22 protein-coding genes are annotated in these 16956 nt (G+C 44.4%); 2 read left to right on the top strand and 20 right to left on the bottom strand.

All coding sequences use genetic code 11. The features are described from left to right. Window positions 1-4 precede the first annotated feature (4 nt). From accC to AC1WMD_RS05925, 15 genes are all read right to left on the bottom strand, one after another. Window positions 5-1357 carry an acetyl-CoA carboxylase biotin carboxylase subunit gene (accC, locus tag AC1WMD_RS05995; protein WP_494256278.1) on the bottom strand — a complete coding sequence of 451 codons (1353 nt, stop codon included), beginning with the start codon at window positions 1355-1357 and terminating at the stop codon, window positions 5-7. Between the two features lie 15 nt (window positions 1358-1372). Continuing rightward, complete coding sequence (gene accB, locus AC1WMD_RS05990) at window positions 1373-1891, bottom strand: acetyl-CoA carboxylase biotin carboxyl carrier protein (RefSeq protein ID WP_043905429.1); 519 nt, start codon at window positions 1889-1891, stop codon at window positions 1373-1375. A 132-nt stretch (window positions 1892-2023) separates the two neighbouring features. Next, complete coding sequence (locus AC1WMD_RS05985) at window positions 2024-2596, bottom strand: SpoIIIAH-like family protein (protein WP_494256309.1); 573 nt, start codon at window positions 2594-2596, stop codon at window positions 2024-2026. Window positions 2597-2621: 25 nt separating this feature from the next. Continuing rightward, complete coding sequence (spoIIIAG, locus tag AC1WMD_RS05980; RefSeq protein ID WP_043905430.1) at window positions 2622-3254, bottom strand: stage III sporulation protein AG; 633 nt, start codon at window positions 3252-3254, stop codon at window positions 2622-2624. Further along, window positions 3238-3873 carry a stage III sporulation protein AF gene (gene spoIIIAF, locus AC1WMD_RS05975; protein WP_043905431.1) on the bottom strand — a complete coding sequence of 212 codons (636 nt, stop codon included), beginning with the start codon at window positions 3871-3873 and terminating at the stop codon, window positions 3238-3240. The genes spoIIIAG and spoIIIAF overlap by 17 nt, the downstream gene beginning before the upstream one ends. 10 nt (window positions 3874-3883) lie before the next feature. After that, a complete protein-coding gene (spoIIIAE, locus tag AC1WMD_RS05970; RefSeq protein WP_043905432.1) occupies window positions 3884-5050 on the bottom strand; it encodes a stage III sporulation protein AE in 1167 nt (388 codons plus the stop codon). A 22-nt stretch (window positions 5051-5072) separates the two neighbouring features. Beyond that, a complete protein-coding gene (spoIIIAD, locus tag AC1WMD_RS05965; protein ID WP_088124186.1) occupies window positions 5073-5459 on the bottom strand; it encodes a stage III sporulation protein AD in 387 nt (128 codons plus the stop codon). 18 nt (window positions 5460-5477) lie between these two features. Further along, complete coding sequence (gene spoIIIAC / locus AC1WMD_RS05960) at window positions 5478-5684, bottom strand: stage III sporulation protein AC (RefSeq protein WP_043905434.1); 207 nt, start codon at window positions 5682-5684, stop codon at window positions 5478-5480. A gap of 17 nt (window positions 5685-5701) precedes the next feature. Next, window positions 5702-6214: a stage III sporulation protein SpoIIIAB gene (gene spoIIIAB / locus AC1WMD_RS05955; RefSeq protein ID WP_043905435.1), complete on the bottom strand. Its 513-nt coding sequence runs from the start codon at window positions 6212-6214 to the stop codon at window positions 5702-5704. Next, window positions 6211-7137: a stage III sporulation protein AA gene (gene spoIIIAA, locus AC1WMD_RS05950; RefSeq protein WP_043905436.1), complete on the bottom strand. Its 927-nt coding sequence runs from the start codon at window positions 7135-7137 to the stop codon at window positions 6211-6213. The genes spoIIIAB and spoIIIAA overlap by 4 nt, the downstream gene beginning before the upstream one ends. 59 nt (window positions 7138-7196) lie before the next feature. Then, the gene (locus tag AC1WMD_RS05945; RefSeq protein ID WP_043905437.1) at window positions 7197-7478 is read right to left on the bottom strand and encodes a YqhV family protein; all 282 of its coding nucleotides are present in this window, start codon (window positions 7476-7478) and stop codon (window positions 7197-7199) included. 455 nt (window positions 7479-7933) lie between these two features. Next, window positions 7934-8491, bottom strand: coding sequence for an elongation factor P (gene efp / locus AC1WMD_RS05940; protein WP_043905439.1), 558 nt, complete (start codon window positions 8489-8491; stop codon window positions 7934-7936). Between the two features lie 27 nt (window positions 8492-8518). After that, on the bottom strand, window positions 8519-9580 hold the full coding sequence (locus AC1WMD_RS05935) for a M24 family metallopeptidase (RefSeq protein WP_494256276.1): 1062 nt from the start codon (window positions 9578-9580) through the stop codon (window positions 8519-8521). Between the two features lie 193 nt (window positions 9581-9773). Further along, window positions 9774-10214, bottom strand: coding sequence for a type II 3-dehydroquinate dehydratase (gene aroQ, locus AC1WMD_RS05930; protein ID WP_494256275.1), 441 nt, complete (start codon window positions 10212-10214; stop codon window positions 9774-9776). Between the two features lie 74 nt (window positions 10215-10288). Next, entirely contained in the window at window positions 10289-10795 is a 507-nt protein-coding gene (locus tag AC1WMD_RS05925; protein ID WP_043905442.1) for a YqhR family membrane protein, read from the bottom strand. A 195-nt stretch (window positions 10796-10990) separates the two neighbouring features. Between AC1WMD_RS05925 and AC1WMD_RS05920 the strand changes: the two genes are divergently transcribed. Both AC1WMD_RS05920 and AC1WMD_RS05915 read left to right on the top strand, forming a co-directional pair. Further along, entirely contained in the window at window positions 10991-11935 is a 945-nt protein-coding gene (locus AC1WMD_RS05920; protein WP_043905443.1) for a DUF1385 domain-containing protein, read from the top strand. A 20-nt stretch (window positions 11936-11955) separates the two neighbouring features. Then, a complete protein-coding gene (locus AC1WMD_RS05915) occupies window positions 11956-12321 on the top strand; it encodes an SA1362 family protein (protein WP_043905444.1) in 366 nt (121 codons plus the stop codon). 47 nt (window positions 12322-12368) lie between these two features. Here the strand turns inward: AC1WMD_RS05915 and AC1WMD_RS05910 are convergent, their stop codons facing one another. The 5 genes from AC1WMD_RS05910 to AC1WMD_RS05890 all read right to left on the bottom strand — a co-directional run bounded on the left by AC1WMD_RS05910 (window position 12369) and on the right by AC1WMD_RS05890 (window position 16916). Next, the gene (locus AC1WMD_RS05910) at window positions 12369-13253 is read right to left on the bottom strand and encodes a patatin-like phospholipase family protein (protein ID WP_494256274.1); all 885 of its coding nucleotides are present in this window, start codon (window positions 13251-13253) and stop codon (window positions 12369-12371) included. Between the two features lie 89 nt (window positions 13254-13342). Further along, window positions 13343-13771 (bottom strand): transcriptional regulator MntR, encoded by a 429-nt coding sequence (mntR, locus tag AC1WMD_RS05905; RefSeq protein ID WP_043905446.1) that lies wholly within the window; start codon window positions 13769-13771, stop codon window positions 13343-13345. 215 nt (window positions 13772-13986) lie between these two features. Further along, entirely contained in the window at window positions 13987-15255 is a 1269-nt protein-coding gene (locus AC1WMD_RS05900; RefSeq protein WP_043905447.1) for a DUF445 domain-containing protein, read from the bottom strand. Between the two features lie 259 nt (window positions 15256-15514). Then, a complete protein-coding gene (locus AC1WMD_RS05895) occupies window positions 15515-16546 on the bottom strand; it encodes a DUF2332 domain-containing protein (protein WP_494256273.1) in 1032 nt (343 codons plus the stop codon). 22 nt (window positions 16547-16568) lie between these two features. Next, window positions 16569-16916, bottom strand: a complete 348-nt coding sequence (locus AC1WMD_RS05890) for an ASCH domain-containing protein (RefSeq protein ID WP_494256272.1) — start codon at window positions 16914-16916, stop codon at window positions 16569-16571. Window positions 16917-16956: the final 40 nt, after the last annotated feature.

The following is a 16956-nucleotide window of genomic DNA, read 5'->3' as shown; positions in this document are numbered from 1 at the left end:
CCTGTCATGACTTCATAATGTCATATAGTTCCAAAAATTTCGTATTAAACTCGCCACTCACAAATTTTTCGTGTTCAAATAATTTTATGTGAAACGGAATCGTTGTATGAATGCCATCGATGATAAACTCGCTTAACGCCCGTTTCATGCGGGCGATCGCTTCCTCACGCGTAGGGGCGTGCACAATCAATTTCGCGATCATCGAGTCGTAATAAGGCGGGATCGTATAGCCAGGATAAGCAGCGGAATCGACCCGTACTCCCAAGCCTCCCGGCGGCAAATACATTTCTATTTTGCCCGGCGATGGCATAAAGTTTTTCGCTGGATTTTCCGCATTAATCCGGCATTCGATCGCCCAGCCGTTAAAGGTGACTTCCTCTTGAGTCAGCGACAGTTTTTCGCCGGAAGCGATGCGGATTTGTTCTTTTATTAAATCCACTCCGGTAATTAACTCTGTTACCGGATGCTCTACTTGAATGCGTGTGTTCATTTCCATAAAATAGAATTTTTTGGCGTTATAGTCAAAAATAAATTCCACCGTGCCAGCACCGGTGTAGTTCACTGCGCGGGCCGCCTGTACCGCCGCTTCCCCCATCTTCTTGCGCGTTTCTTCATCCAACGCCGGTGATGGCGCCTCTTCGACCAGTTTTTGCAGACGGCGTTGAATCGAGCAATCCCGCTCGCCAAGATGAATCACGTTTCCGTATGAGTCGGCTAGCACTTGAATTTCCACATGGCGGAAGTCTTCAATATATTTTTCAATATATACACCCGGGTTGCCAAACGCAGTGGCAGCTTCCTGCTGTGTAATGTTAATGCCTTTAATAAGTTCTTGCTCATTTCTCGCTACGCGAATGCCTTTACCGCCGCCGCCCGCTGTTGCTTTAATAATGACCGGATAGCCGATTTCATTGGCAATGGCAAGCGCCTCGTCGATATTTTCAATAACGCCCTTTGATCCGGGAACGACCGGCACCCCTGCTTCCCGCATCGTCTCGCGGGCGATATCTTTAATCCCCATTTTTGTAATCGCTTCCGGACTCGGACCGATAAATGTGATATTGCATTCACGGCAAAGTTCAGCAAACGCCGCGTTTTCCGCCAAAAATCCGTATCCCGGATGAATCGCATCACATCCAGTTAATGTGGCGACGCTCATGATGTTGGTGAAATTTAAATAGCTGTCTTTGGAAGCGGTCGGTCCGATGCAGTACGCTTCATCGGCGAGCTGGACGTGCAACGCCTCGCGGTCCGCTTCAGAGAAAACGGCCACCGTTTCAATTCCCAGCTCTTTGCAGGCGCGAATAATGCGAACGGCGATTTCCCCACGGTTGGCAATTAATACTTTTTTGATCATCGCTCGTTCTCTCCCTTATTCAGGCTTGACCAAAAATAGAGGTTGTCCATACTCAACAAGCTGTCCATTTTGGACAAGCACTTCGACAATCTCCCCGTTTACCTCTGCCTCGATTTCATTAAACAGCTTCATCGCTTCAATAATGCAGACGACCGTATCTTTTTGCACTTTATCGCCCACTTTGACGTATGGTGGAGCATCTGGGGACGGCGCAGCGTAAAACGTACCGACCATCGGCGAAGTGATTTTGTGCAAGTTTTCTGTATTTTCCGCTTTTGGCTTCGGCGTTTCTTGCTGTGTTGTTTCCGCTTGTACATGAGCTGCTTGCACTGGCGCCTGTACCTGCGGTTTTGCTTCTTCTACTGCTGGCTTCGCTACCGGCTCTGCCAGCGGTGCCGCAACCACTGCTTGGACTGGTGCCCCTGCTGCGGCTTTTTTCATATGTACTTTCGTTCCATCTTGTTCATAAACAAATTCATCAATGTTTGATTGATCAATTAAACGGATCAGTTCACGGATTTCTTGGATTTTCATCTTTCTCACACCTTTCTACGTTACAAAATATCAAGTCTTTGTTCATCATTATGATTATACACATAATGATCATATAATAAAAAGGTTTTTTATGATAAAAAAGAAGCTGCCCTTGGCAAGAGCAGCTTTTCATTACCCAGCTGGCTGAAATTCAACCGTTACATCATTAGCTTCTGGAATTTCATTTTTTACCATATGAATCACTTCGTTGGCCGATTTCTTGGAATGCTCTTTTGCTTTAATCGTTACCCGCACTTGGTCATCTTCCGCGCGCACCAATACATCCTCATAACCGCCTTTCGATTTGATCAATGTTTCTAACGTTGCCTCTTTTTCCGCTAGCGCTTGGAGTTTTTCAATTTTATCCATCGCTTCGCTTTTTTCTTGTGCGGTGGCATTGGCAGAAGCGACAATCGCGTTTAATTGGTCGCGCAGACGGCTGCGTTCATCCTCAATTTGCATGCGAAGCGCGGTGAATACATCGTCGCTAGAAACACTGGAAGTGACTTTTCCATCTTTCGTTTCCATTTCTTCTACCGCCACATCGGCTTGATCTTTATCGCTTTCTTTTTGTTTCGTTGCATCTTCATGGCTCGTAAAAGCGATATTATCATTTATATCTTTCGGCGCCGTTACATAATACACCGACAAAACAACGACTAAACTTAACATCGTTAATAGCCAAACCGTTTGTTTCTTTAACATCATAACCATCCTCCCCCAAAGCCTGTTATTTTTTTGGCAATACGGCAACGCGGTAGCTTGGAACGTTTAACACACGCGTCACTGCCTCGACAATCCATTTCTTTATTTGTAAGTTATCCGCACCTTTCGCGACTACTAACACTCCTCGGATTTCCGGCTTTTTGGTTGTTAAGACAATCGGTGTTTCGTTATCGCCATCGCGGACGATGACAACTTCCTCATTCGTAGAATTGTTTTCAATCTTCCGCTTTCCGCCTTCACGGTCCGTTTCTTCCGTTGTCTGCTGCTGAGAAACGCGGTTTTTCTCTAATATTTTCGTTTCGGTTGTATCAAGGTTGACGACAACAGTGACATCTTCTACTCCCTCAATCGCTTCGAGCGCCGCTTTTAGCTCTTTTTCGTAACGTTCTTCATAAGCGGCGATCACTTTCGGCTTTGTCTCTTGTTTAATTCCAAAGGTAGGCTCTGCTTGCTGTGGTTGCTCCGTGGCTGTTTCTTTATGAACGGATGCCACTTCTCCCTGTTTCGAAAAATGGCTCATCACCATGAGCGCAACCCCAACTAATAGCAGCAGAACAATATACGAAAAAGGTGTTTTCTTCTGTTCGCCTTCTTCTTTTTTTGACGATGAGAAAAAACGTTTAATGAGCTCGCGCATCCCCCCATTCCCTCCCTTTTACTAGCACTGCAATTTTATTTTCATCGACTTCCCATTTGCTTGCTAAAAAAGTGCGTAGTTCTTTTTCTAGCTGAAGATCGCTATCTGGTGAATGGACTGGCTTTGATGTGTCAATTACTACAGGCTCGATCCCTTTCGAAGTCTCCTTTTGGGAAAGCACTACTTCAATCGTTTCAATGTCTCTCGGAATTTGTAAATCCTCTTTTTCTTTTATTTGCAGAGAGACGTCTTCCACACTTAATCCATATTCCTTCATCAACTCCCCATCTACCTGTTTTTTCATCTGGACAGCCATTTGTTCTAAAATATATGCACGTTGTGAGGCTTGTATTTCTTTTTTCTTCATTTCCATTTCATTTTTTATCATCTCTTGTTCATTCCCCTTTTCCGATAGACTGGATATGGCAGACGCGACGAGACGGTCAGGATGGATGGACAGCAGCTGTAAAATTGGCGATAGCATGAGCAACAGCAAAATGAGTCCCACTGCCATTTTTACATACTTCTGCATGTTACTAGAGGGAAGCAGAAAATCAATGATGGTCGCAAATAAAATAAAAATAAGAATATTGGTGATCCATTCCGTCACAAATTGCATAGTTTTCCCCCTATCGAACCATCATCGTAATATTTCCGGCCGTAATAATAATGGTCAAACTAAGGAAAAACATCAGCGAGACGATAGCCAGCGCAGCAAGTACATAGGCAATGCTTTTGCTCATGATACTGAGGCAAGAAATGACTGGCCCTCCCCCTAAAGGCTGCATGATTGCTGCGGAAATTTTGTACACCAACGAAATGGAAAAAATTTTCAGCGCTGGGAACACGGCGATGATCAATAAAATGGCAACGCCGACTATACCGACCGTATTTTTCAATAACATCGAGGCGGTCACGACGGTATCCGCCGCATCGGTAAACATTTTGCCAACAACAGGAATGAAGTTTCCCGTCACAAATTTCGCCGTCCGCAGCGCAATTCCATCAGCAATCGCCGATGTCGTTCCTTTTACCGACATGACTCCAAGAAAAACCGTCAAAATGACTCCCAGTATCCCGACGCCAATTTTCGTCAGCAGCTCCGCTAGCTGTGTGACTTTATAATGATCAGTCAGCGTGCTGACAATGCTTAAAAGCGCGGCCAAAAACAACAACGGCAACGTTACATATTCAACAATCGTTCCCGTCGTATTCATCAGAAATAAAATAATCGGATGAAAAAACGCTGCCGATACCACTCCTCCGGAAGACGCCAGCAGCGCCAGCAGCAAAGGAAGCATCGCGATCATAAAATGGCTCATCGTCCTTACAGCGTCAAGCGCATAGTCCATTGCGAGGCGAAAACTGTTTAACGCAATAATCAGCAGCACCATATAAACAACGGCATAGGCGACTTTGCTGACGGTTTGTTGCGCAAACGCGTTTTGCAATGACTGCAGCACCATGCTAAACACCGTTAATAAAATTAACGTTCCTAGCAATTTTCCGTTTACTTGCAATTCGTAAAAAAGAAATTTCACCAACGCGACCAGCCATTCTTTTAATGACAATTCTTTTTCGCCGCTTAAAAAATCCGTAAGCGATCCTTTTTGACTTTCCGGCAAAAAACCGCCGTATTTCGTGACAATATCTTCCCAAAATTGACGAATTTCGCTGACATCGAGCTGTTCGATTTGCTTTTGCACCAATTGCTCATTAGAAGAGGAAGCTTGTACAACAAACGGGGATAAAAAGAAGAAAAAGAAACTTGCCGCCGTTATGATTTTTCGAATCAATTCATCACCCCCTATTCTCCTGTCATGACGCAGGAATCAAGCTGATGACCGCTTCAATGATCGCTGTTAAAATCGGGATCGCCAGCGCCAAAATAATAATTTTTCCCCCCAATTCAATTTTCGAGGCAATCGCTCCTTGACCGGCGTCTTTGGAAATTTGCGCGGCAAATTCCGCAATATAGGCAATGCCAATAATTTTCAAAATCGTTTCCAAATAAACCATGTTAATTTTGGTGCTAGCTGCCATTTTTTGCAGCATATTTAAAATCGCGCTGATTTTGTCGACGAGAAACAGGAAAATAACACAGCCGACAAATACCGTTAGCAAAAAGGCAACGCTCGATTTATGTTCTTTCAACAGCACGACTAAAAACGTGGCAATCAAACCAAGACCGACAATTTGTAAAATTTCAATCGCCCATCCCTCCTAACCGCGGAACAAAAATACGTCTTTAATTTTTTGAAACAAGTCGCTGACAATCGAGGCGACCATAAACAAAATGTAAATAAAGCCAAGCAGCGTAACCCATTGCGCATACTCCTTTTTCCCCATTTGATCGAGCACCGTATGCAAAAAAGCCACTACGATTCCGATGCCAGCGATTTTAAAAATAATATCCACATCAATGCCCATTTTGTTCTGCCTCCTGTTCAAATCAGTAAAATCACGAGTAGCAATCCTGTAAGAACCCCTAAGCTTTTCGCCATTTTTTCATAGCGCGCCTGCCTTTCGAGCGCATCGGCCTCTTCCCGCTCTAAATGAACGAGCGCCAGCGCGATTTGTTTCTGCTGTGTCAGGCGGTCGTACTGTCCGAGCGTTTCCCCAAATTGCCTCATAATCTCTAATTCCCCTTGTTTGAGCGCCGTCGAACTCCATACCGTTTGCAAACTTTCTTCCCACGCTTGCTGAACGCTCGTTTCTTCCTTTTGCAGCTTGGCAGCGAATTGCTCGAACAGTTTGGAAAGCGGCAGCGATATTTGCTTGCTGATATGCAGCGCGGCTTCAGATAGCGGAGTGTGCGCATACATAATTTCTGCTTCTAGCACCTTGAGTGCCGCTTTCAACTGGCGCAACTGCCTCGGACGCTCCTTGAGCATTCGCGCCGCTTCAAATCCAAACCACGTTGTCGTAAGGAGAATCAACATTGCGCCGATCAGCTTCATCTGCTTTTCACCGTCCGCTCATACAGCGCCGTTCCATGCGCATCCGTAATGCGTCTTACCGTGCCCGGCCCGAATTCGTTCGTCAGTTCAACAAATCGCTCAAATACCCCTTGTTCGATAATGGGGCGCAATGTCGGACGCTGCAGCACATCTTTCCAATTCCTTCCGTGAACCGTCGTCCATATGCATACCCCAGCGTTCACCGCTTCTAAAATCGCTTCGCTATCTTCGGCGCGGCCAATTTCATCAACGATCAGTACATCCGGGCTCATCGAGCGGATCATCATCATCATTCCTTCTGCTTTCGGGCATGCGTCAAGCACATCGACACGGTTGCCTAATTCAAATTGCGGGATGCCTTTTACACACCCGGCAATTTCGGAACGTTCATCAACAATTCCTACTTTTTGCGATGGAATATGTTTTGCCCGAACCCCGGTGCTGATCATCCGTGCCGCGTCGCGCAGCAGCGTCGTTTTCCCTGTCTGCGGCGAACCGATGATCATTGTATTATGCCAACGGCCGTCATATACATACGGCACGAGCGGTTCAGCGATGCCGATCTTCTGTTTCGCAATGCGGATATTGAAAGAGGTCACATGACGAATCGCTTTCACGCTTCCGCCCTCGGTTACGACTTTCCCTGCTAGTCCAACACGATGGCCTCCCTGTACGGTAATAAACCCGCGTTTCAGTTCTTCTTCTATTGCATAAATCGAATATTGGCTCAATTTATTAAGCAAATGCATTCCATCTTCGTAAGTCACTTCATATGGGAGAAATTGAGCCTTTCCTTTCACAATAATTTCTAATGGCCGAAGAACCCTTATGCGAATTTCTTCCACCTGTTCATGCCATGAAGGAGGCTGTTGCTGCAGTATGGCGGCAATCGTTTTTGGAAGCATATCCCATATCGCTTGCATTTCATTCCCCTCCCTGTTGGACTAGTTCATATGTATGGGACGGAAAAAGAATTTATGACTTACTTATAAATACCGATGAGAATAAGAATGACCCCTAAAGCGATCAAACCTAATTTCGCGAAAGAAAGCTCGTCCGCTAAAGAAAACAGGCCGATCGCCATCGTGACAATAAAAATAGTCGGTCCAATCACAGCAAGGATCGCATTGACAACCAATGCCTTTTTGACATCATTGAACAGCAGCATGGCAAGAGCAGCGATCATCTCCATCACCGCCGACAGTAACCGCATTCCTGCCATTGACAAAACGGCTGGTTCGATGCTTGATAGCCAACGTTTCATGTACTCCTCCTAAAAAATGAGATGGTTAGTACAAACGTATGCCGGAACAGGCAATTTCAGAAGGGATTTTTTTCTTTTGCGGCAATGAGTCCTTAAGGTATGGACATGTTTGTGGAAATAGTTTCATAATGGAAATAGAGGAAGGTTGTAAATAATTTCTAAAAACAAAAAGGGGGGAAATCATGAGGAAACTTTCTACGTTCGGAAAAATCACATTTTACGCCGGATGTATGTTTGCTATATTGGGGTGCGTTGGGGTGTTCGGTCTGTTCGATGATTCACCTCTTGTACCGAATCAATCTTTGGCGATAGGTGGTTATGTACCACTTGGAATATCGTTAATGTTGTCATCGTTTTTTTATAAAAAGCGCGACTGTTAGCGAATAGGACGTCAAGGCTTCCAAAAACCCCCTTTAACAAAAAGCTCCTTGCCAAAAACGCAAGGAGCATAAAGGTTAGGCACGGGACACGTATGTGCCGTCTGACGTATTGATAATGAGCGTATCGCCTTCGTTGACAAAGAACGGAACTTGTACGACAAGACCAGTTTCCAGCTTCGCTGGCTTCGATCCGCCAGAAGCGGTATCGCCTTTAATGCCTGGTTCTGTTTCTACTACTTTTAATTCGACAGTGTTTGGAAGTTCTACCCCAATCGTTTCGCCTTGGTACATCATGATATAAACTTCCATGTTTTCTTTTAAAAATTTCAATTCATGTTCGATTTGTTTCGCTGGAAGTTCGATTTGCTCATATGTTTCCATATCCATAAATACGTGCTGATCGCCGTTGGCATATAAATACTGCATTTTGCGCGTATCGATTTGGGCGCGGTTTACTTTTTCGCCGGCGCGGAACGTTTTTTCTTGAATCGCACCCGTGCGAAGGTTGCGAAGCTTCGAGCGGACGAACGCTGCCCCTTTTCCTGGTTTGACGTGCTGGAATTCGATGACGCGCCAAATATCGCCATCTACTTCAATCGTTAATCCTGTGCGAAAATCGTTCACTGAAATCATCCGTTAAAATCCTCCCACACGATAAATTTATAAAATGATCAGTTCTTTTGGCGAATGAGTGAGCGATTCATTGCCGTTTTCCGTGACAACCGTATCATCTTCAATGCGCACGCCGCCAAGTCCTGGGATATAAATCCCCGGCTCCACGGTAACTACCATGCCAGGCGCCAGCACGACATCGGAACGAACGGATAACGCCGGTCCCTCGTGAATCTCAAGGCCAATTCCATGGCCGGTGGAATGGCCGAAATATTCACCATAGCCTTTTTCGCTAATGTAATCGCGCGTCAGCGCATCGGCTTCTTTTCCGGTTATTCCCGGCTTAATGCCGCTCATGCCGCGCAACTGCGCTTGAAGCACAATGTCATAAATCGTTTTTAACTCGTCGCTAATGGCACCGACAGCAATCGTTCTTGTAATGTCGGAACAATATCCTTTGTAATAGGCGCCGAAATCAAGGGTAACGAGTTCGCCTTTTTCGATGACTTTCTCAGTCGCCACTCCGTGCGGCAATGCAGAGCGGTGGCCAGATGCGACAATGATATCAAACGAAGAGGAAGTCGCACCTTGTTTGCGCATAAAAAATTCCAGCTCATTCGCCACGTCAATTTCTTTTACACCCGGACGAATAAAGGAAAGAATGTGTTCAAATGCCGCATCGGCAATTTCCGCTGCTTCCTTTAATATCTTAATCTCTGATTCCGACTTAATCAAGCGCAACTTTTCAATAACATACGAAGTTGGGACGAGTTCCGCCTTTACAGCGCTTTCATACGCCTTAAACGTCGCAAACGAAACATCTTCCTGCTCGAAGCCGAGCTTTTGAATGCCAAGGCGGGCGATTTGATTTGCAGCCTCCTCGACAATCGGTCCGGTATGTTGGACAATTTCAAAGCCTTGCACTTGTTTGGATGCCTGCTCAACATAGCGGAAATCGGTAATAAACACCGCTTTATCCCTGCTAATGACCGCGACGCCGGCCGTTCCTGTAAAACCGGTAATATAGCGGCGGTTGTACGGATTGGTGACAAGCAGGCCATCAATATCATGTTCGTCAAACAACGCACGTAATTTTTCAAGTTTTTCCATTCTTCAATCTCCTCTTCCCTGTATTTCTAAACCTCCGCACGACTTAAGCCGGCGGGTTCTGACGTACTAAATTTCCTACACCTGCGTGCAGGCACTCCCTCTTGTTCCGCGAAATTTTCATGGACAAATACCTCACTGGCGTTTAGCGCCCTGTCGGCTCGGTTCAAAACCGTTTTCCACTTCATCTCAAGACTTAAGTCACGGGATACTTTTGTAATAATGCTAAAATGGCTAGCCGATAGCCCATTAATCCAAAACCGACAATTTGTCCGGCGACAACCGGAGCAATCACAGACTGATGGCGAAACTGCTCGCGCGCATGAATATTGGAAATATGTACTTCCACCACCGGGACGCTGACACTGGCGATCGCGTCGCGAATCGCATAACTATAGTGCGTAAGCGCGCCCGCATTTAAAATGATGCCATCGTATTTTCCTTCCGCCTCCTGAATACGGTCGATAATCGCGCCTTCGTGATTGCTTTGAAAACAAGTCAGTTCGGCCCCATGCTCGCTTGCAAACGATATCAGCTCTTGCTCTAGCTCATGAAGCGTTGTGCTTCCGTAAATATGCGGCTCCCGCTTGCCAAGAAGATTCAAGTTCGGACCGTTAATGAGAAGAAGATGAGCCATATTCTTAACTCCTTTAATCTAGCGAAAGAAATATTGAAACATTCTTTATTTTACCATAAAGCCAACGCTTCTTACTACTCTGTTGTTGATTGTGTTTGCCGATTCATTTCCTGTGTTGCAAATGAAATGGAGTATCCAATGAAAACACCATATAAAATGTACAGGCACAACGTTGTAATAATTGTATTTCGCTGCAAATGGGAAACTGTTTCTAAATTAGGGAAGAGAGGATTCAATACGTAAAATACGATCAGCCACCAGGCAACGCCATACAGTACGCCCGCCCACATTCCTTTTATTCGCCTTAATGCAGCATAATAAATGAGGGCGACTAATATGGATAATAATCCAATGAGCAAAATAGCGATATAATTGCCAATCTTTCCATGTTTCCAATCACCGGCCACCCATGGGATCAAAATCATATTCGGGCTTATTTCGCTGAAATGGAAGAAATACGCTAAATATCCAATCAAGCTCCAAAACACGCCGCCAACAAATCCAGTAATAACTGTTTTCAGCAAAAGAGACATCGGCCGTTCTTTCTGATTTTGTTCGAGCTGCTCTGGATTTTCCGCCATTTTATTTTACACCCCCTTGTACGTAGTATGACCGGTTATTCGCGAAGTCATGAATAGAAGGGCAAAAATTGCAACGTCTGAAGGTGTAAACGCTGAAATTTTTGGAAATTATAATATTAACATCAACCTAGAGGTTTCTAGACGTTTTTTGTAGAATAAAATAATAAAGATAAAAAAAATAGGTTGGTGTCAACAATGGAAAAAGTCGCAAAACCAATGTACGGCGGCCAGGCGGTGATCGAAGGGGTCATGTTTGCCGGAAAAACATATTCTGTCACTGCCATTCGCCGCAAAGATCACACCATTGAATACTTTCGTTTGCCGCGCCAGGCTAATCCGACGCTCGCGTTTCTTAAAAAAATTCCGTTTGTTCGCGGCATCGTCGCGATTATTGAAGCGAGCGCAAACGGGGCAAAACATTTGCAGTTTGCTAGTGAACGCTACGATCTCGACCCAGGTGAAGAGGAAGCATTACAAACAGCGAAAGCGGATTCGTCCAAACTTTCTCTCGTCCTTGGTGTAGCAGTCGTCGGCGTGTTGTCCTTTCTATTTGCCAAAACGATTTTTACGCTCGTTCCCGTCTTTTTAGCAGCATGCTTTAAGCCGCTGTTTCCGGGGAAAATGGCACAAATTTTGCTCGAGGGAGCATTTAAGTTCGTTTTGCTTCTCGCGTACATTTACTTTATTTCGATGACGCCGCTTATAAAACGCGTTTTCCAATATCATGGCGCAGAGCATAAAGTCATCAACGCCTATGAAGCGGAGTTGCCGCTTACGGTAGAAAATGTTCAGCGTTCATCCCGGCTTCACTACCGCTGCGGCAGCAGCTTTATTCTATTCACCGTCATCGTCGGCATCTTTGTCTATATGTTTGTGCCGACAGATCCGCTTTGGCTAAGAGTCGTCAACCGGCTCGCTCTCATTCCGGTCGTGCTTGGCGTTTCATTTGAGGTGTTGCAGTTTACAAATAAATTGAGGGATATCCCCGTTTTACGCTGGTTCGGCTATCCGGGGTTATGGCTGCAGCTTTTGACAACGAAAGAGCCGACCGATGACCAAGTGGAAGTGGCGATCGCTTCCTTCCAAGAGCTGCTCCGTTTAGAAGAAAACATCAAAATGGAAACAAAAGCTGTCCAGTAACATGTAAGGGGGTGGACTCATTGCGGCGCGGTACCATTCATCCGCTTGTCGGGATTACCCTTTTTCTTGGAGTGCTCGGCATCCTATACACGCTTTTCGCACATCCAACTGCCCTGTTTCGCAAAATCTTGTTCGTAATGCTTGTCATCGCGGTAATATACGTTTTCTATCACTTTATCTATAAACGCCGTACAAACAAAGACCATCTTGCCTATTTAAAAGCGGTGCGTCAATCGAAAAAACTCCATCCCCAAGCGGTGCGAAAACAAAAAACAAACAATGCGCATTTAAAGATGAAACGACCGCTGAGAAAACGAACGACAACGACCCATTTAACGGTCATCGACGGAAAAAAAGGCAAAAAAAAGAATCGAGCGTCTTTTTAGCTTGATTCTTTTTTTCTGTGTCCTCTGTGGCATACCTGCTTCTTGTTTCAATATGTCCATTTTTTTAAAAATTGTTCCGTTCTTTCTCTTCCATATCGAATTAAGCGGTCTCTCGTTTCAGGGGTGATGGAAAATTCCGTGGATAAAACATTTTTAACAGGAAGAAACACAATATTTTTTTCATGGCGCCGCGAGATATAACGGGCGTCATGAGCTTCTTTCATGGCGACAAACAGCGCTTCATATAAATCAATCGCATTGTTAATTTTTCGTTTCGGCCTTTCCACCAGATTCGCGCTTAACTGTATGCCAAGAACAGGTCGTTTTTTTACTTTCTTTTCCTCATCGAATAAAAAAAGCGGAAAATTGCTGAGCACGCCTCCGTCGACGATAACACATTTTCCTTCCTTCGTCTGCAATTTGACCGGTTCGAAAAAATATGGAATGCTAATGCTCATCCGCACCGCCTTTGCGACAGGAAACGATGCCGGATCCATCCCGTATTGCGGCAAATCATCCGGCAAAATCAGCATTCGTCCATTTGTTACATCCGATGCAACAATATATAAACTTTCTTTTGGCAAATCGGCAAATGTTTTTATGCCCCGTGCCGCCAATATCTCTTCTAGCCATTGTTGCAACGCTTCACCTTTATACAATCCCATTCGCCAATAAATTCGCACCCATTTCCATACGGAAAATGGCAACAGATATTTCCGCTCATCCAGAAAACACTGCAGTTCCAATCCATCCAGCAACTCAATCATTTCCTTGCTTGTGTAACCCGCGGCGATCAACGCGGCAATGAGCGCCCCCGCACTCGTCCCAGCAAGCCGTTTCCAGCGCAATCCTTTTGCTTCAATCGCTTCGTAAGCGCCAAGGAACGCAAATCCTTTTATTCCACCTCCGGAAAACACGATGTCAATGTCCAATGCTGTCTCCCCCTTACTTGCCATTTGTATATATGTAAGAGAGAGAACCTCAATTTAGTACAGCAATAAAAAAAGAGTAAGATTTCCCCTTACTCTTCTGCTTGCTCATTTCGTTTTTGAATGTTTCGAAGCGCCTCAATGCGGTTGGGATCCTCCTGAAAATATTGCACTAAATCGCCGATGCGGTCGATCGCGTTCCAGCTTAAATGGTGTTCAATTCCCTCGACGTCGCGATAAATATTTTCCTCATCCACGCCGATAATGCGCATAAACTGCTCGAGCAGTTCGTGGCGATATACAAGCCGCTTGCCGATTTTCTTTCCTTTCGACGTCAACACTAAACCGCGGTATTTTTCATATACTAAATATTCATCCTTGTCCAATTTTTGCACCATTTTTGTCACCGAGGAGGGATGTACGGACAATGCCTCCGCGATATCAGATACGCGGGCATATCCTTTTTCTTCAATTAAAATATATATTTGTTCAATATAATCTTCCATGCTTGGTGTCGGCAATTTCTGTCCCCTCCCGTAAACCATTGTAAGAAAAAAATAGCAATCAGTATTATTATATCATGAAGGCTTAAAATGACAAGGAAGATTGCACCGTTGCTTCCCAGAAAAAATTCGGCGATATAGCAGCACATCGTCATTTATTAAAATTTGTCATAAAGTTTTTCATTACGAACAGAATGTAATCCATTCATTTTTTGCTATTTGAGCCTGCACCATTAAATCAGCGCTTTGATTCCCGTTAAAAAAATCCCGATAATAAAACCGCAAATCGCTCCATTCACCCGAATCCACTGCAAGTCTTTTCCGATTTTATTTTCCATCGTATGAATAAGCGTTTCATCATCTAGCTTATCTAGATTCTCCTGTACAAGCTTGCCTATTTTTGAATGATTCTCTTCAACAAAATTATCAATTTCCTTTTTTATCCAATTATCAATGATATTGATTGTTGCTGGATCTTCCTTTAGTTTGTTCAGTAAGCGTGTTAAAAAGGGAAGAAGATACGTATCCATAAACTTGCTGCTTTGAACAAAGGCCAATGCTTTCTGCTGAGTTTTCTGCAACATTTCGGTTATTTTTTCAGCAGGTTCCCAATCAGCAATAAGATGGTTCTTCCAATTTTCGATTTCTTCCAACAGCTCCTTATTGTTTTTTATGTTTTGCAATTCCGTACGAACATGTAAAAGCAAAGCCTTCCTGTTCGTATCATCGGTCTGGCGCAAACTGCTTACAACACTAAGAAGAAGGGTTTGCAGTATGCTGCCGAGTTTTTCTTCATTCAATAGATTCTGAAAAGACTTTAGCGCAAACTGCAGAAAACCGTCTAACTTTATATTGTCAAGCGCCCATATTGCTAGTTTGCCGAGTTGATTCTTCGTGTTACTTTTCCTTATCCATTCCTCTGCCTTGCCAAGCAGATAATCTAACGCCTTCTCATCATATTCACGAATGAGTACTTGATTGATGGCAGACTGAAGGACAGTGCTCATTTCAATGGAATGAAAAGCAGACTTTATTTCTTTTTCAACAAAAGGAGTAATTTTTTCAAGATTGATATGACTGATCATTTGTGCGACGAGTGACACAGCGCCCTTTTTAACTGAATCTGAATGAAGCTCTCTCTCAAGAACAGGCAGTATTTTCTCTGTAAAATTGATTTGTTTGATTTTATTTCTAATACTTTCTTTTGAAAGCCAGTCATTTTCAAGTGTAGAGACGAGAGCTTTTGTCATTCTTTCCCGGTTTTTAGGCAAAAGAGCCGTATGGGGGATGGGCAGTCCCAATGGATGCCGGAATAAGGCAGTAACGGCGAACCAGTCGGCTAATCCACCCACAAGCCCCGCCTCAAAGCCTCCTTGCAGTAAGCCACCTAGAAACGATCCTTGCAAAGGAATAGTTGCGACAAAGCCAGTTCCCATAACCGCAAGCGAAAAACTAGCTAAGCGCTTTGATTTCTTTGGTTGCTTTGACTTTTTCGATATCATGCTTCCCTCATCCTTTATGATATAAATTACTATAACCAAATGATTGTGAGATGATGCATAACCCAGCTTTTCCCGAATCGAACTTCTTGACGGTACCAAATATTGTTACAGATATGATATTGCCTTACAACAATATAGCAAATCTTTGTTCATATTTCATTCACATAGACTGGAAAATGACGCTGTTCTGCCTTTCCAATGAACCTCTCCCACCTACACTCTGTTTAGAGGTGGGAGGCTTCTCGGTAAATATGTTAAATTAGTTGTGATCAAGCTCCCAGCGAAACCAACGGGCGTGTCCATCTGTTTCTGCGACAATTTCGTTATGTTCGATGCCATCGATAAAGTAGTCAAGATGAAGCTTTGCGTCCCACATATTGTTATATAGATGGAAAATATCCCTTGTTTGTCCAATCTCCCGGATTTGTTTGATGAGAAGCTGTTTTGCTTCATCAGGGATTTGGTTCGCCACATGGGTGTGAAACACGCAAATAATAGTATCTTCTGGAATTGTAGCTACCATGTTAGGTAAGAGCGATATTCCATCTCCTTCTACAAAGCGGACAGGTGTTTGCTGCAGGCAGCGGGCGGCTTTTTGAAACAATTCGCGCCGCTCTTTATGCTCCGGCCAAATAAGCGCTTGCATCCATAATCGGTCTTCTTCGTTTTGCAAGTCATTCACATGCAAATCAATCCCTATACGCTCCGCAACCGGAGGACTTTTCGGCAGCAAAAATGGCAAACGCTCTCCGCGAATTTCGGAGGTAATCAAAACATTGGAATGCGGGTTTCCGTATGTCACGGGCAAACCGTAATCGTATCGGTACTTGTCCCACGCCAGCTGCAAACCGGCGCTTGTGCCAATTTCAATAAGCGATAGAGGCTTTTTGACCATATCATAAATAAAACAAAAACTCGGATACAAATACGCACAACGCCGAACTTCATTCGTCTGCACGAGTTTACTTGTCAGCATCGCTGTTATGTCTTCTTGATAGCGGATACAGAAATCGCGGAAATAAGGGAAAGCGTGCTGCGGGTTTCGTGGCCGGTCGACTATACTTCCATAAAATTCACGCAGCTCATGCATATATCCTTTGAGCAATAAATAATGAACCGCTCCAAATAACAAGTTCGGAATCGGCTGGCCGCTTCGAGCGGCTGAAGCAAGTCGCAACAGTTCCTCATCTTCGGCAACGTTTAATGACAGCTGTTCGTACAGTTCACTAGACCCACAGCATTCACGAATGGCAAAACGGCGAAACCGCTCAGAAATAATCTCTAGCGACATCTTTATCTTCTCCTCTCATTTTCTATCCCTCCAGCAATTGAATATGGATGGCTAACGCCCCCCATTGCCGCTCTTGTTCTTTCGTATAAATGGCATATGTGGCCTCGAGCATTTCCTCCATCGTCCATCCTTCACAGTCAAAAAAAGAAAACGGAATATCACGATACATATCGGCAAACGTTTCATACGGCTGCAATGCCATCACTTTTACTTTTACAGTTTCCTTTTCATCAGGCACTTTCACAAATTCGATGATATCCCCGACGTGAATGCCGCGGCGTTTTTCGTCATATAACCGCACTTCCACCGTTTTCTTTCCGGATTGGATGGAACGGAAAGGTCTCTCATACAATCCCATTTGATGAATCATTCATTTCTCCTCCGCCTCTTTTAAAAAACTTCTTTTCTCC

It is taken from the genome of Parageobacillus sp. NEAU-HV-2, from assembly GCF_059115485.1.
The sequence above is the reverse complement of the archived record's forward strand: the minus strand, read 5'-3'. Positions and strand labels throughout refer to the sequence as shown.

What these genes read in the sequence shown, in the direction of transcription:
- accC (WP_494256278.1), bottom strand. Translation starts at nt 1,357, where the DNA reads ATGATCAAAAAAGTATTAATTGCCAACCGTGGGGAAATCGCCGTTCGC.
- accB (WP_043905429.1), bottom strand. Translation starts at nt 1,891, where the DNA reads ATGAAAATCCAAGAAATCCGTGAACTGATCCGTTTAATTGATCAATCA.
- AC1WMD_RS05985 (WP_494256309.1), bottom strand. Translation starts at nt 2,596, where the DNA reads ATGTTAAAGAAACAAACGGTTTGGCTATTAACGATGTTAAGTTTAGTC.
- spoIIIAG (WP_043905430.1), bottom strand. Translation starts at nt 3,254, where the DNA reads ATGCGCGAGCTCATTAAACGTTTTTTCTCATCGTCAAAAAAAGAAGAA.
- spoIIIAF (WP_043905431.1), bottom strand. Translation starts at nt 3,873, where the DNA reads ATGCAATTTGTGACGGAATGGATCACCAATATTCTTATTTTTATTTTA.
- spoIIIAC (WP_043905434.1), bottom strand. Translation starts at nt 5,684, where the DNA reads ATGGGCATTGATGTGGATATTATTTTTAAAATCGCTGGCATCGGAATC.
- spoIIIAB (WP_043905435.1), bottom strand. Translation starts at nt 6,214, where the DNA reads ATGAAGCTGATCGGCGCAATGTTGATTCTCCTTACGACAACGTGGTTT.
- spoIIIAA (WP_043905436.1), bottom strand. Translation starts at nt 7,137, where the DNA reads ATGCAAGCGATATGGGATATGCTTCCAAAAACGATTGCCGCCATACTG.
- AC1WMD_RS05945 (WP_043905437.1), bottom strand. Translation starts at nt 7,478, where the DNA reads ATGAAACGTTGGCTATCAAGCATCGAACCAGCCGTTTTGTCAATGGCA.
- efp (WP_043905439.1), bottom strand. Translation starts at nt 8,491, where the DNA reads ATGATTTCAGTGAACGATTTTCGCACAGGATTAACGATTGAAGTAGAT.
- AC1WMD_RS05935 (WP_494256276.1), bottom strand. Translation starts at nt 9,580, where the DNA reads ATGGAAAAACTTGAAAAATTACGTGCGTTGTTTGACGAACATGATATT.
- aroQ (WP_494256275.1), bottom strand. Translation starts at nt 10,214, where the DNA reads ATGGCTCATCTTCTTCTCATTAACGGTCCGAACTTGAATCTTCTTGGC.
- AC1WMD_RS05925 (WP_043905442.1), bottom strand. Translation starts at nt 10,795, where the DNA reads ATGGCGGAAAATCCAGAGCAGCTCGAACAAAATCAGAAAGAACGGCCG.
- AC1WMD_RS05920 (WP_043905443.1), top strand. Translation starts at nt 10,991, where the DNA reads ATGGAAAAAGTCGCAAAACCAATGTACGGCGGCCAGGCGGTGATCGAA.
- AC1WMD_RS05900 (WP_043905447.1), bottom strand. Translation starts at nt 15,255, where the DNA reads ATGATATCGAAAAAGTCAAAGCAACCAAAGAAATCAAAGCGCTTAGCT.
- AC1WMD_RS05895 (WP_494256273.1), bottom strand. Translation starts at nt 16,546, where the DNA reads ATGTCGCTAGAGATTATTTCTGAGCGGTTTCGCCGTTTTGCCATTCGT.
- AC1WMD_RS05890 (WP_494256272.1), bottom strand. Translation starts at nt 16,916, where the DNA reads ATGATTCATCAAATGGGATTGTATGAGAGACCTTTCCGTTCCATCCAA.